At 71.4% G+C, this 13,141-nt stretch carries 13 protein-coding genes; 6 read left to right on the top strand and 7 right to left on the bottom strand.

Annotated features, from left to right (window positions below; all coding sequences use genetic code 11):
• Nucleotides 1-159 precede the first annotated feature (159 nt).
• Nucleotides 160-1,002, bottom strand: a complete 843-nt coding sequence (locus ACZ4YY_RS30175) for a glutamate ABC transporter substrate-binding protein (RefSeq protein ID WP_468297377.1) — start codon at nt 1,000-1,002, stop codon at nt 160-162.
• A gap of 110 nt (nt 1,003-1,112) precedes the next feature.
• On the bottom strand, nt 1,113-1,889 hold the full coding sequence (locus tag ACZ4YY_RS30170; protein WP_468297374.1) for an amino acid ABC transporter ATP-binding protein: 777 nt from the start codon (nt 1,887-1,889) through the stop codon (nt 1,113-1,115).
• 326 nt (nt 1,890-2,215) lie between these two features.
• On the opposite strand from ACZ4YY_RS30170, the gene ACZ4YY_RS30165 reads away from it, so the two are divergent.
• Nucleotides 2,216-2,899, top strand: a complete 684-nt coding sequence (locus ACZ4YY_RS30165) for a response regulator transcription factor (protein WP_468297371.1) — start codon at nt 2,216-2,218, stop codon at nt 2,897-2,899.
• A 10-nt stretch (nt 2,900-2,909) separates the two neighbouring features.
• Complete coding sequence (locus tag ACZ4YY_RS30160) at nt 2,910-4,313, top strand: sensor histidine kinase (RefSeq protein WP_468297367.1); 1,404 nt, start codon at nt 2,910-2,912, stop codon at nt 4,311-4,313.
• A gap of 127 nt (nt 4,314-4,440) precedes the next feature.
• On the opposite strand, the gene ACZ4YY_RS30155 is transcribed toward ACZ4YY_RS30160, so the two are convergent.
• Entirely contained in the window at nt 4,441-5,439 is a 999-nt protein-coding gene (locus tag ACZ4YY_RS30155; protein ID WP_468297364.1) for a TAXI family TRAP transporter solute-binding subunit, read from the bottom strand.
• 87 nt (nt 5,440-5,526) lie between these two features.
• On the opposite strand from ACZ4YY_RS30155, the gene ACZ4YY_RS30150 reads away from it, so the two are divergent.
• Nucleotides 5,527-5,937 carry a pyrophosphohydrolase domain-containing protein gene (locus ACZ4YY_RS30150; protein ID WP_468297361.1) on the top strand — a complete coding sequence of 137 codons (411 nt, stop codon included), beginning with the start codon at nt 5,527-5,529 and terminating at the stop codon, nt 5,935-5,937.
• Nucleotides 5,938-6,335: 398 nt separating this feature from the next.
• Here the strand turns inward: ACZ4YY_RS30150 and ACZ4YY_RS30145 are convergent, their stop codons facing one another.
• Nucleotides 6,336-7,559, bottom strand: a complete 1,224-nt coding sequence (locus tag ACZ4YY_RS30145) for a cation:proton antiporter (protein WP_468297358.1) — start codon at nt 7,557-7,559, stop codon at nt 6,336-6,338.
• Nucleotides 7,560-7,563: 4 nt separating this feature from the next.
• On the bottom strand, nt 7,564-8,049 hold the full coding sequence (locus tag ACZ4YY_RS30140; protein WP_468297354.1) for a cation:proton antiporter regulatory subunit: 486 nt from the start codon (nt 8,047-8,049) through the stop codon (nt 7,564-7,566).
• A 296-nt stretch (nt 8,050-8,345) separates the two neighbouring features.
• On the opposite strand from ACZ4YY_RS30140, the gene ACZ4YY_RS30135 reads away from it, so the two are divergent.
• Together ACZ4YY_RS30135 and ACZ4YY_RS30130 are read left to right on the top strand one after the other, a co-directional pair.
• Nucleotides 8,346-9,311, top strand: coding sequence for a sensor histidine kinase (locus ACZ4YY_RS30135; protein ID WP_468297351.1), 966 nt, complete (start codon nt 8,346-8,348; stop codon nt 9,309-9,311).
• Nucleotides 9,308-10,051 carry a response regulator transcription factor gene (locus ACZ4YY_RS30130; protein ID WP_468297348.1) on the top strand — a complete coding sequence of 248 codons (744 nt, stop codon included), beginning with the start codon at nt 9,308-9,310 and terminating at the stop codon, nt 10,049-10,051. The genes ACZ4YY_RS30135 and ACZ4YY_RS30130 overlap by 4 nt, the downstream gene beginning before the upstream one ends.
• Here the strand turns inward: ACZ4YY_RS30130 and ACZ4YY_RS30125 are convergent.
• Nucleotides 10,038-10,532 carry a hypothetical protein gene (locus tag ACZ4YY_RS30125; RefSeq protein WP_468297345.1) on the bottom strand — a complete coding sequence of 165 codons (495 nt, stop codon included), beginning with the start codon at nt 10,530-10,532 and terminating at the stop codon, nt 10,038-10,040. The two genes, ACZ4YY_RS30130 and ACZ4YY_RS30125, sit on opposite strands and share 14 nt — an antisense overlap.
• A gap of 151 nt (nt 10,533-10,683) precedes the next feature.
• A complete protein-coding gene (locus ACZ4YY_RS30120; RefSeq protein ID WP_468297465.1) occupies nt 10,684-11,499 on the bottom strand; it encodes a sugar phosphate nucleotidyltransferase in 816 nt (271 codons plus the stop codon).
• 100 nt (nt 11,500-11,599) lie between these two features.
• Between ACZ4YY_RS30120 and miaB the strand changes: the two genes are divergently transcribed.
• A complete protein-coding gene (miaB, locus tag ACZ4YY_RS30115) occupies nt 11,600-13,129 on the top strand; it encodes a tRNA (N6-isopentenyl adenosine(37)-C2)-methylthiotransferase MiaB (RefSeq protein ID WP_468297343.1) in 1,530 nt (509 codons plus the stop codon).
• The last annotated feature ends 12 nt before the right edge of the window (nt 13,130-13,141 follow it).

Below are 13,141 nucleotides of genomic sequence, written 5' to 3'. Positions count from 1 at the left end.
ACCCAACCACCCCCCCCCCCTCTTCGGGGGGGGGGGCGTACGTGGAGGTCGTGCCCCCCCCCCCCCCCCCCCCCCCCTTCCCCCCCCCCGCCCGCGGAACCCCACGTCGGCCGCGGGATTCCTACGGCAGCGGATGCCGCATGGCGTGTGCAGGACGCCTTACTTGACGATGACGCCGATCTTCGGGGCCGGCTCGTTCTTGTAGTTCGCCGGACCGAAGTTCTCGGAGACCGCCTTGTCCCAGGACTTGTCGGCGACCATCTTCTCCAGCGCGGCGTTGATCTTGTCGACGGTGGCCTTGTCACCCTTCTTGACGCCGATGCCGTAGTTCTCGTTGCTCAGCTTCTCGCCGACCAGCTTGAACTGGCCCTTCCACTTGTCCTGCGCGGCGTAGCCCGCGAGGATCGAGTCGTCCGTGGTCAGCGCGTCGACCGCGCCGCTCTGCAGGGCGGCGAGGCACTCCGAGTAGCCGCTGTTCTGACGCAGGTTGGCCTTCGGGGCGATCTTGTCGCGGACGTTCTGCGCCGAGGTCGAGCCGGCCACGGAGCAGAGGTTCTTGCCGTTGAGGTCCGCACCCTTGGTGATCTTGGAGTCGGCCTTGACCAGCAGGTCCTGGTGGGCCAGCAGGTACGGGCCGGCGAAGTCGACCTTGGCCTTGCGCTTGTCGTTGATCGAGTACGAGGCCACGATGAACTTCACGTCGCCCCGGGCGAGCGCGTTCTCGCGGTCGGCGCTCTTGGTCTCGACGAACTCGATCTGGTTCGGCTGGTAGCCGAGCTCCTTGGCCACGTACGTCGCCACGTCCACGTCGAAACCGGAGAAGGAACCGTCCGGCTCCTTCAGACCGATACCGGGCTGGTCGTACTTGATCCCGATCTTGATCTTGGCGCCGTCGCCGGAGCCGCTGCCGGCGTCCTCCTTGTCGTCGCCGCCGCACGCGGTGGCGGTCAGGGCGAGGGCGAGGACGGCGGCCGAGGCGGCGGTGACCTTGCGAAGCTTCATGGTGAACTTCCTTTGGATGATGCCTTCGTATGAGGAAGGAATGCGGGCCGTCGAAAGGCGGGTGGCGCCGGTCGTCGGGATGCGCGGGGTCGTCGGGTGCACCGACGCCGTCAGTGGTGCAGGATCTTCGACAGGAAATCCTTGGCGCGGTCGCTGCGCGGGTTGCTGAAGAACTGCTCGGGCGCAGCCTGTTCGACGATGCGGCCGTCCGCCATGAACACCACGCGGTTTGCAGCCGATCGTGCGAATCCCATCTCGTGCGTGACGACGATCATCGTCATGCCGTCCCGCGCGAGCTGCTGCATGACCTCCAGCACCTCGTTGATCATCTCGGGGTCGAGTGCCGAGGTCGGCTCGTCGAAGAGCATGACCTTCGGGTTCATGGCCAGGGCCCGCGCGATCGCGACGCGCTGCTGCTGGCCGCCGGAGAGCTGGGCGGGGTACTTGTCGGCCTGGGTGCCGACGCCGACCCGGTCCAGGAGCTGACGGGCGGTCTCCTCCGCCTTCTTCTTGTCGGTCCTGCGGACCTTCATCTGGCCCAGCATCACGTTCTGCAGCACGGTCTTGTGCGCGAACAGGTTGAAGGACTGGAAGACCATGCCGACGTCGGCGCGCAGCCTCGCCAGTTCCTTGCCCTCCTGGGGCAGTGGCTTTCCGTCGATCGTGATCGTGCCCGCGTCGATCGTCTCCAGGCGGTTGATGGTGCGGCACAGGGTGGACTTACCGGACCCGGAGGGTCCGATGACCACGACGACTTCACCACGCGCGATCGTCAGATCGATGTCCTGGAGAACGTGCAACGCGCCGAAGTGCTTGTTGACGCTCTTCAGTACGACCAGCTCGTCGGGCGCGGCCGCGTCTTCCTTGGCCACCGATACTTCGGTCATCGCTCTCAGGCTCCGTCCTCCTCGGTTTCGGAGGACAGTAGTAACCAGTCTCGACCAGCGTCATTACATCTGAGGGGAATCTGAGCATCACGATCCGATAGCAATCGGACACATGTCGTAGCTCTTGTGACCTGCGCGCGTATCGGGCGGATAACGGTAGCCCCGTGCAACCGGAACGCACTTGACGGCGTCCTCGTCCATCAGCGTCACTGCCATGTGCACGCGCGCGCGTGCCGCGTCGCCAGGACGCGCCGGAACCGTACGCCGTGGGGTGACGCCTTTGTACAGAGCCGGACCGTACGCCCGATGAACCCGAGGAGGCCGGAGTGAGACTGCTGCTCGTCGAGGACGACAACCACGTCGCGGCCGCCCTGTCCGCGGTGCTGAAACGGCACGGCTTCGACGTCACCCACGCGCGCAGCGGCGAGGAGGCACTCCAGGCGCTCGTCCCGGAGGGGCCCGGCTTCGGGGTCGTCCTGCTCGACCTGGGCCTGCCCGACCAGGACGGATACGAGGTCTGCGGCAAGATCCGCAAGCGCACCGCCACCCCGGTCATCATGGTCACGGCCCGCTCCGACGTGCGCTCGCGCATCCACGGCCTCAACCTGGGCGCCGACGACTACGTGGTCAAGCCGTACGACACCGGGGAACTGCTCGCGCGCATCCACGCCGTCAGCCGGCGCACGGTCCACGAGGACGCGGCGGCCGCGGGCGAGGGCACGCTGAACCTCGGCCCCGTGCACATCGAGCTGCCCACCCGCCGCGTCACCGTCGACGGTTCCGTCGTCCAGCTCACCCGCAAGGAGTTCGACCTGCTGGCGCTGCTCGCCCAGCGCCCCGGTGTGGTCTTCCGGCGGGAGCAGATCATCAGCGAGGTGTGGCGCACCAGCTGGGAGGGCACCGGGCGCACCCTCGAGGTGCACGTCGCCTCCCTGCGCGCCAAACTGCGCATGCCCGCACTGATCGAGACCGTGCGCGGGGTCGGCTACCGGCTCGTCGCCCCGGCCTAGCGGGGCCCGCTTGCACACCCGTCTCCTGCCGCTGCTCATCGTCCTGATGGCGGCCGTCCTGCTCGCACTCGGCGTGCCGCTGGCCGTCAGCGTGGCCGGCGCCCAGCAACAGAGGGTGGTCGTCGACCGCATCGACGACACCGCCCGCTTCGCGGCGCTCGCCCAGTTCGTCACCGCCCCCACCGGCACCACGCCCACGTCCAACGACGAGCGGCGCGAGACCCTCAGCCGCGAGCTGGCCAGCTACTACGACGTCTACGGCATCCGTGCCGGTGTCTTCTACCTCACCGACACCCCCATGGCCCACGCGCCGAGGGACTGGTACCTCCCCGAATCGGGGGAGGTGAGGGACGCCTTCAAGGAGGCGCTGCTGAGCCGCCGCAGCCATGATCCGCGGCAGGTGTGGCCCTGGCAGCGCAACCGCCTGGTGGTGGCGTCGCCGGTGATCCGGGACGGCGACGTCGTCGCGGTCGTCGTCACCGACTCGCCCACCGGCGCGATGCGGTCGCGGATCCTGCACGGCTGGCTGGTGATCGGCGCCGGCGAGAGCGCCGCGATGCTGCTCGCCATCGGTGCCGCCCTGCGCCTGACCGGCTGGGTGCTCAAGCCGGTGCGCGTCCTCGACGCCACCACCCACGACATCGCCACCGGGCGGCTGAAGTCCCGGGTCGCCGTCGCCAGCGGCCCACCGGAACTCCGGCGGCTGGCCCGGTCGTTCAACGAGATGGCGGACAACGTCGAGGACGTGCTGGAGCAGCAGCGCGCCTTCGTCGCCGACGCCTCGCACCAGTTGCGCAACCCGCTCGCGGCGCTGCTGCTGCGGATCGAACTGCTCGCCTACGAACTTCCGGAGGGCAACGAGGAGATCGCGTCCGTCCAGAACGAGGGCAAGCGTCTGGCGCAGGTGCTGGACGACCTGCTCGACTTGGCGCTGGCCGAGCACACGGAGGCCGACCTGCGCGTCACCGACATCGGCGCGCTGACCGCCGAGCGCGTCGCGGCCTGGGCGCCCACCGCCGAGGCCAAGGGCGTCCGCCTGGTGGGCGACTGTCCGCCCACCACCGCGTGGGCCGACCCCGTCACCCTGTCCAGCGCCCTGGACGCGGTGATCGACAACGCCGTGAAGTTCACGCCGGAGGGCGAAAGCGTCGAGGTGACCGTCGCGTCCGACGGCGAGACGTCGACCGTCGTCGTCGTCGACAACGGCCCCGGCCTGACCGACGAGGAACTCGCGCGCGTCGGCGACCGTTTCTGGCGCAGCGGCCGCCACCAGAACATCAAGGGTTCCGGCCTCGGCCTGTCCATCTCCCGGGCGCTGCTCGCGGCGGGCGGCGGCTCCCTGTCGTTCGGCCACCACGAACCGAACGGCCTCGAGGTGACCGTGTATGTACCGCGGTCCCGGCCCGTCCAGTGAGCGGACGCGGCTGAGGGGCCCTTGCACTATGAGCGCCTGATCAGGCCGCGCCGCCCGGGCGGGTATGAACCCTCAGAGCCCCGAACAGAAGGGGAGACCGAGCCGGTCTCCCCTTCTGTTCGGAGCTCTAAGGCTTGACCGAGACGTAGTAGCGGCGGGCGCCGTCGTGCAGGGGGAGCGGGTCGGTGTAGATGGCCGTGCGCAGATCCACCAGCTGGGCGGAGTGGACGTGCGCGCCGATGCCGTCCCGGCTCTTGATGACGGTCCGGGTCAGCCACTCGGTGAGCCGGGGGTCCGCGTCCGTGCGAGTCATCAGGAGGTTGGACACCGCGATCGTCGGAACGGGGGAGCCGTTCTGGATCGTGGGGTAGGCCGTCTCGGGCATGTTGGTGGCCCGGTAGTAGCCGGTGGTGTCGTCCTGCTCGTGCATCTTCGCGACGAGCTCGGCGCTTATGGGGACGAACCGGAAGCTGAAGAGGTTGGCGAGCTTCTGCAGACCCGCCGTGGGCACCCCGCCCGACCAGAAGAACGCGTCGATCCCGCCCCGCATCAGCCGCTCGGGCCCGGTGTCGATGCCCTGCGAGACCGCCGTCAGGTCCTTCGCCGGATCCAGTCCCGCCGCCTTGAGCACCCGCTCGGCGATCAGCCGCACCCCTGAGCGGGGCAGGCCCGTCGCGACGGTCTTCCCCTTCAGGTCCTCCACGGAGTGGATGTCGGAGTCGCGCGCCACGACGAGCTGCACGTAGTCGTCGTACAGACGCGCCACCCCGCGCAGCCCGGCGGCGGAACCGCGGTTCTGCTCCTCGTACGTCGCCACCGCGTCGGCCGCGGCGATGGCGAAGTCGGCCCTGCCGGTGGCCACCCGTGCGACGTTCTCCTGCGAGCCGTTGCTGGCCATCAGGTCCACCTCGAGGTCGGGCATGTCGTCGGCGAGCTCGCTGCGCAGCCGGGTGCCGTACTCGTAGTAGACGCCGCTGGTGGTGCCGGTGCTGATGGTGATCCGGCCGCTGGGCGGGTCCTCGCCCAGGGGCAGCAGCCACCACATCAGGAGCCCGAGGACGACGACGGCGGCGGCCGCGGCCTCGAGGGCGCGACGCCGGTCGACACGGGGGAACACCTGGGACATGCGGGCGATCCTGCCAGGTGGCGCGCGGTGCTGGCCAGGGCCGGGCGTTCCGGGGGAGGTGTCAGTGGCCGCCGTTACAGTCGGTGCATGAGTTCCTCGCCCGCCGACCTGGTCCGCGCCTTCCACGCCGCCTTCGGGCTCGACGTCCGCAGTAAGCCGACGGAGGTGTCTCCCGACCTGGCCGCACACCGCGGTGAGCTGCTCGCCGAGGAGGCCGCGGAGGTCGCCGAGGTCTCGGTCGACGGCCCGCTGGACCGGCTCGCGCACGAGCTGGCGGACGTCGTCTACGTCGCCTACGGCACGGCCCTGGTGCACGGGATCGACCTGGACGAGGTCATAGCCGAGATCCACCGCTCCAACATGACCAAGCTCGGCCCCGACGGCAGGGTCGCCCGCCGCGCCGACGGCAAGGTCCTCAAGGGGGAGCACTACGAGGCCCCGGACGTGGCGGGGGTGCTGCGCGGACAGGGGTGGGAGGCGGGCGGCGGGCCTGCCTGAGGGCGCTCGGCGCCGGTCGTGGGCAACGGGTGAGCTGCTCGGGGAGCCCGTCCCCGAGCGTCAGCGGCCGGGCGGCTCTGGGACGGGCCCTGCCGTTGTCGGCCGAGGGGCCTACTGCGGCCCGCCGTCACCGGTCGAAGGGTTCGGGGGAGCCCGCCGCCGGCAGAGGGCGCGGGGCGGCCGGCCGTCAGCGGCGGTCGTACCTCCGCGACCTGGGCGCACTCCGCGGCCGAGGCGCCCTTCCGGGCCGAGGAGCCCTGTGCGAGCGAGGTGCCCCTCCGCGGCCGAAATGCCCTTCCGCGGCCGAGGCGCCCTACCGGGACTGAGGAGCCCGATGCGGCCGAGGTGCCCCTCCGCGGCCGAGGTGCCCCGCCGTCCCCTCACCGGGCACGGGCACCTCAGTCGCCCACCGGTGACTCCTTCCGTGCCTCGGGCAGCTGCTCGCTCGTGCTCGCGGAGGCGGCGCGGCGCTCGGTCCACCAGGTGGCCAGCGGCTCGGTGTAGCGGGCGGTGAGCGGGCCCAGGACGACCAGGAGCAGGACGTACGCGGTCGCCAGCGGTCCCAGGGACGGCTCGACGCCGGCGGTGACCGCCAGCCCCGCGATGACGATCGAGAACTCACCGCGCGCCACCAGCGTCCCGCCGGTCCGCCAGCGTCCGCGGACCGAGATCCCGGCCCGCCGGGCCGCCCAGTATCCGGTGGCGATCTTCGCCGCGGTCGTGACGACGGCCAGCGCGAGAGCGGGCAGCAGGACGGGAGGAATGCTCGCCGGGTCGGTGTGCAGCCCGAAGAAGACGAAGAAGACCGCGGCGAACAGGTCCCGCAGCGGGCTCAGCAGGGTGTGCGCGCCCTCGGCGACCTCCCCGGACAGCGCGATGCCGACCAGGAACGCCCCGACGGCCGCCGACACCTGGAGCTGCTGCGCCACACCGGCGACCAGGATGGTCAGCCCCAGCACGACCAGCAGCAGCTTCTCCGGGTCGTCGTTGGACACGAAACGGGAGATCACCCGGCCGTAGCGCACCGCCACGAACAGCACGAGCCCGGCGGCGCCGAGGGCGATCGCCAGCGTCATGCCGCCGGCCGCCAGCCCGACGCCCGCCACCAGCGCGGTGACGACGGGCAGGTAGACCGCCATCGCCAGGTCCTCCAGCACGAGGACGCTCAGGATCACCGGCGTCTCCCGGTTGCCGACCCGGCCCAGATCGCCGAGCACCTTGGCGATGACCCCGGACGACGAGATCCAGGTGACGCCCGCCAGCACCACGGCCGCCACCGGCCCCCAGCCCAGCAGCAGCGCGGCGGCAGCACCGGGCAGGGCGTTGAGCGCGAAGTCGACCAGGCCCGCCGGATAGTGGACCTTCAGTTGGGAGACCAGGTCGCTCGCCGTGTACTCCAGGCCCAGCATCAGCAGCAACAGGATGACGCCGATCTCGGCGCCGATCGCCACGAACTCCTCGCTCGCGCCGAGCGGCAGCAGCCCGCCCTCGCCGAAGGCCAGGCCGGCCAGCAGGTACAGCGGTATGGGCGACAGCCGGAAACGGGCGGCGAACCGGCCGAGCAGGCCGAGGCCGAGGATGATGGAACCGAACTCGATCAACAGGACGGCGGAGGAGTGCACAGGATCACTCCCGCCCGAGTATCGTCGCGGCCGCGTCCACGCCCTCGCGGGTGCCGATGACGATGACGGTGTCACCGCCCGCGAGCCGGAAGTCCGGCGCCGGGGACGGGATCGCCTCGGCCCGCCGCAACACCGCCACGACCGACGCGCCGGTCTCCGTACGCATCCGGGTCTCGCCCAGCAGACGGCCGTTCCAGTGCGAGGCCGAGGACACCTCCACCCGCTCGGCGACCAGGCCCAGACCGGTGGTGTGGAGCAGGTTCGGGCTGTGGTGGGACGGCTCGAGCGCGTCGATCAGCGAGCTCGCCTCGGCAGCGGTCAGCCGCAGGGAGTGGGCGCAGGAGTCCGGATCGTCGGTCCGGTACACGTTCACCGTCCGGGTGCCGTCGCGGTGCGCCACCACGGACAGGTGGCGGTGCTCGCGCGTCACGAGGTCGTACTGGACGCCGATCCCTGGCAGCGGAGTCGTCCGAAGACGTGGAGCGGACACGGTTTCTTCCCCTTGCTGGTCGTTCATGGCCGGTGGCGGAGGTCTGGACGTCGGGCGACGGCGCAGGACGGACGGGGGCGGAGGTCGGGCCCGCCTCCGTCAGCTCCTGGAACGCCTGCCCGGCCGAGCCGATCAAGGGCGCCCGGCGCCGCCATGCTGTCACCCCGCCGTACGGTGACGACATGGGTGTCGTCACGGATGGACAGGGGCGTCGGAGGACGGAGAGGCTGGTCACGGCGGTGCCATGGGGACGGAACCGGCACAAGGACCGGACGCGGGGAGGAGGAGTAGCGCACGTGTCGCTGTTCTGGCGGATCTTCGCCCTCAACGCCGTCGGCCTGGTCGTGGCCACCGCGCTGCTCCTGGGCCCGGTCACCGTCTCCACGCCGGTCCTGCCGGGCGAGGCGCTCGTCGTCGTGGCCGGCCTCGCGGCACTGCTCGCCGTCAACGCGGTCGTGCTGCGCGTCGGACTGGCCCCGCTCGGGCGGCTGGGCCGGGCCATGGCCGATGCCGACCTGCTGCACCCCGGAGTGCGCGCCGTCGTCTCCGGTCCGGTGGAGACGGCCGAGCTGACGGCGACGTACAACGCCATGCTCGACCGGCTGGAGGCGGAACGCGCCGCCAGTGCCGCCCTGGCCCTGTCGGCCCAGGAACGCGAGCGCCACCGCATCGCCCGCGAACTGCACGACGAGGTCGGCCAGACCCTGACCGCGGTGCTCCTCCAGCTGAAGGGGGTCGCCGACCGCGCCCCCGACGACCTGCGCGCGGAGGTCGGCCAGGCCCAGGAAGCGACCCGCGCGGGCCTCGACGAGATCCGCCGCATCGCCCGCCGGCTGCGCCCCGGCGTCCTCGACGAACTCGGCCTGGTCAGCGCCCTGCGTGCGCTCGCGGCCGAGTACACCACCCGGGGACTGACGGTCCGCCCCGAGCTGCGCCCCGGGCTGCCGCCGCTGACCGAGGAGACGGAACTCGTGCTCTACCGCGTCGCCCAGGAAGCCCTGACCAACACCGCCCGGCACGCCGCCGCCGACCGCGCCGAAGTCCACCTCCGCCCGGTCGCCGACGGCGTCGAACTCCTCGTACGCGACAACGGCAGGGGACTGGACCCGGGCGCGCAGGAGGGCGCCGGCATCCGGGGCATGCGCGAACGGGCCCTGCTGATCGGGGCGACGCTCACGCTCGGCCCGCACACCGGCGCGGGGACGGACGTACGCCTCACCACGACCGGAGCCGCCCCCGTGCCCTCGGGAGGCGGCCGATGAACGACGAGGGGCCAACGGTGGCGGCGGCCTTCACGGCCGGCAACGCCCCGGCGGTGGCCGTCCGCGCCGTGAACCGGCCCGCCGGTCCGACCCGGGTACTCCTCGCCGACGACCACACCCTCGTGCGCCGGGGCGTACGGCTGATCCTGGACGCCGAGCCGGACCTGACCGTCGTGGCCGAGGCCGGGGACGGGACCGAGGCGGTCGAGCGGGCCCGTGAGGGGGACATCGACCTGGCCGTCCTCGACATCGCGATGCCCCGCACGACCGGTCTGCAGGCGGCCCGCGAACTCGCGCGGCGCCTGCCCGGCGTGCGCATCCTCATCCTCACTATGTACGACAACGAGCAGTACTTCTTCGAGGCGCTCAAGGCCGGGGCCGGGGGCTACGTCCTGAAGTCCGTCGCCGACCGGGACCTCGTGGAGGCGTGCCGGGCGGTCGTGCGCGACGAGCCGTTCATCTACCCGGGCGCGGAGCGCGCCCTGGTCCGCTCCTACCTGGACCGGCTGCACCGGGGCGACGACGTCGACGGACTGCCCGAGCGGCCCATCACCGAACGCGAGGAGGAGATTCTCAAGCTCGTCGCCGAGGGCCACACCTCCAAGGAGATCGGCGCGCTGCTCTTCATCAGCGCCAAGACGGTCGAACGGCACCGCGCCAACCTCCTGCACAAGCTCGGCATGCGCGACCGGCTCGACCTCACCCGGTACGCCATCCGCGCCGGCCTCATCGACCCCTGAGCGCCCGGCGGCGCCGCCGGGCCACGTGGGCGGCCGTCAGCGCCAGGGCGCCGAGCGCCAGCGCCACGCCCAGTGGCCGTTCGAAGTCGGCCGGGCCGGAACTGCCGCCGACTCCGCCCTCGACACCGCGGCTGGGCACGGGACTGGCGGTCCCGCCGGTGGGCGGGGCACCGGTGGGGCGGTCGGTGGTCGGGGCGCCGGTGGTCCCGCGGGGGGTCGGGGGCGTTCTGGGTGTTCTCGCGGTCGCGGTGCCGATCACGCCCCTGCGGGGCAGGGCCTCACAGGCGATCCCGTCGTCCGGCCCGTCGTCCTCGTCCAGCCGGTGCGGGTCGCTGGGATCACGGTCGAACTCGGCCTGCGCGTCCTCCTGGAAGGCGAAGTCACGACAGTCGAGGTCGGTCTGGGCGTACGCGGCGCCGGCCGGTGCCCCGGTCGCCAGCACCACCGTCACAGCGGCGGCGAACGTCGTCCCCAGGCGCATGTCCTGCTCCCTTCGAGCCGGTGCGGACCGCCCTCGAGCCGATCGCCCGTCGAGCAAGCCGCTACTGCGACCGTAGGAACGCCCCGCACCGTCCGGCGCGAACTGATGGGCCGAACGGATGCCGGGGGGTTTCCCGGACACCTCCCCCGACCTAGTCGTCGAGGACGTGCCGGGACGCCTCGGCCAGCCCCTGGGCGCTCCCGAGGTCGTAGTAGCGGCCCCGGCTGACGGTCACGGCGACCCGCTGGGAGCGGAGCGCTTCCAACAACCCGTCCGTGAGGCGGTACTCCCCGGACTCCTCGTGCTCGGCCACCGCGGCGAGCACGGAGAGGAACTCCGCGGGGAAGACGTACCTGCTGATGTTGATCAGGGCACGCTCGCCCTCGGGGAGACCGCCCTCCTTCTCCAGGAGATCGGTCAGCACCAGCCGTCCGTCGGTCTCGGTCGTGCGGAGGCGGCCGTACCGCTCCACGGCGGTGCCGGCCATCGGCTGGCCGACGAGCGCGTAACCGCCGGCGGCGTCGCGGGCCAGCTCCGACAGGGTGGACCGACCCGGTTCGTCCACCAGCAGGTCGTCGCTGGAGAGGAAGAAGAAGCTCTCCCCGGCGATGAAGTCCTTCGCGAGCATCACCGGCAGAGCGGTGCCGTAGCTGTCCTCCAGGGACTGCTCGACGAAGGTGATCGACGGGACCGGGCCGAACTCGTCCAGAGCCCGCGCCTTCTCGTCCCATCCGCGTCGGCTCAGCAGGGCGCGCAGTTCGCTGTCGTCCCCGTAGTACCGCTGGATCTGCGTACTGCCCTTCCGCACCACGATCGCGATCTCCTCCACACCGGCGGAGGCGCACTCGCGGACGATGTAGTCGATCGTGGGCCGGCGTCCGATGGGCAGCATCGCCTTCTCGATCACCTTGGTGATCGGGAACATGCGCGTCCCCAGTCCTGCGGCGGCGACAACGGCTTTGCGCACGGTGGTCAAGGGAGAACTCCTCGCGTCGGAACAACCGGGAAGAGGATCTCACCCGGCCGTCCCCGAAGGAGCAGCGCATCGGACCGCCTACCCTTGTCGCATGACCAGCAGCAGCGACCGGAGCACCGCCGTGGACGTCTCCTCGTCTAAGACCTATGAGATCCGCACCTACGGGTGCCAGATGAACGTCCACGACTCCGAGCGGTTGTCCGGGCTGCTCGAAGAGGCCGGGTACGTGCGCGCGCCCCAGGGATCGGACGGTGACGCGGACGTCGTCGTCTTCAACACGTGTGCCGTACGTGAGAACGCCGACAACCGGCTGTACGGCAACCTCGGCCGGCTCGCGCCGAAGAAGGCCTCGCGGCCCGGGATGCAGATCGCGGTCGGCGGCTGTCTGGCGCAGAAGGACCAGGACACCATCGTGAAGAAGGCGCCCTGGGTGGACGTCGTCTTCGGCACGCACAACATCGGCAAGCTGCCGGTCCTCCTGGAACGCGCGCGCGTGCAGGAAGAGGCGCAGGTCGAGATCGCCGAGTCGCTGGAGGCGTTCCCCTCCACGCTGCCGACCCGCCGCGAGAGCGCCTACGCGGCCTGGGTGTCGATCTCCGTCGGCTGCAACAACACCTGCACCTTCTGCATCGTCCCGGCCCTGCGCGGCAAGGAGAAGGACCGCCGCACCGGCGACATCCTCGCCGAGATCGAGGCCCTGGTCGGCGAGGGCGTCTCCGAGATCACGCTGCTCGGCCAGAACGTCAACGCCTACGGATCCGACATCGGCGACCGCGAGGCCTTCAGCAAGCTGCTGCGCGCCTGCGGCGCGATCGAGGGCCTGGAGCGCGTCCGCTTCACCTCGCCGCACCCGCGCGACTTCACCGACGACGTCATCGCCGCCATGGCCGAGACGCCGAACGTCATGCCGCAGCTGCACATGCCGCTCCAGTCCGGCTCGGACACGGTCCTGAAGGCGATGCGCCGCTCCTACCGCCAGGAGCGGTACCTCGGGATCATCGAGAAGGTGCGGGCCGCCATCCCGCACGCCGCGATCACCACCGACATCATCGTGGGCTTCCCCGGCGAGACCGAGGAGGACTTCGAGCAGACGCTCCACGTGGTGCGCGAGGCGCGCTTCGCGCAGGCGTTCACCTTCCAGTACTCCAAGCGGCCCGGCACGCCCGCGGCCACCATGGAGAACCAGATCCCCAAGGAGGTCGTCCAGGCGCGCTACGAGCGTCTCGTCGCCCTTCAGGAGGAGATCTCCTGGGAGGAGAACAAGAAGCAGGTCGGGCGCACCCTCGAGCTGATGGTCGCCGAGGGCGAGGGCCGCAAGGACGGCGCCACCCACCGCCTCTCCGGCCGCGCCCGCGACAACCGCCTGGTCCACTTCACCAAGCCGGAGCAGGAGGTGCGCCCCGGTGACGTGGTGACCGTCGAGGTCACCTATGCCGCCCCGCACCACCTCCTCGCCGAGGGCGCCGTCCTCGACGTGCGCCGCACGCGCGCGGGGGACGCCTGGGAGAAGCGGAACCTCGAGAAGGCCCAGAAGGCGGCCGGCGTCATGCTCGGCCTGCCCAAGGTCGGCGTGCCCGCGCCGCTTCCGGTGGCGACGGGCAGCGGCTGCGGCTGCGACTGACCGGTCGCGGCG

The organism is Streptomyces sp. NPDC030143 (genome assembly GCF_055573695.1).
This window is presented reverse-complemented; position numbering and strand designations above follow the sequence as displayed.

What these genes read in the sequence shown, in the direction of transcription:
- ACZ4YY_RS30175 (WP_468297377.1), bottom strand. Translation starts at nt 1,002, where the DNA reads ATGAAGCTTCGCAAGGTCACCGCCGCCTCGGCCGCCGTCCTCGCCCTC.
- ACZ4YY_RS30170 (WP_468297374.1), bottom strand. Translation starts at nt 1,889, where the DNA reads ATGACCGAAGTATCGGTGGCCAAGGAAGACGCGGCCGCGCCCGACGAG.
- ACZ4YY_RS30155 (WP_468297364.1), bottom strand. Translation starts at nt 5,439, where the DNA reads ATGTCCCAGGTGTTCCCCCGTGTCGACCGGCGTCGCGCCCTCGAGGCC.
- ACZ4YY_RS30150 (WP_468297361.1), top strand. Translation starts at nt 5,527, where the DNA reads ATGAGTTCCTCGCCCGCCGACCTGGTCCGCGCCTTCCACGCCGCCTTC.
- ACZ4YY_RS30130 (WP_468297348.1), top strand. Translation starts at nt 9,308, where the DNA reads ATGAACGACGAGGGGCCAACGGTGGCGGCGGCCTTCACGGCCGGCAAC.
- ACZ4YY_RS30125 (WP_468297345.1), bottom strand. Translation starts at nt 10,532, where the DNA reads ATGCGCCTGGGGACGACGTTCGCCGCCGCTGTGACGGTGGTGCTGGCG.
- miaB (WP_468297343.1), top strand. Translation starts at nt 11,600, where the DNA reads ATGACCAGCAGCAGCGACCGGAGCACCGCCGTGGACGTCTCCTCGTCT.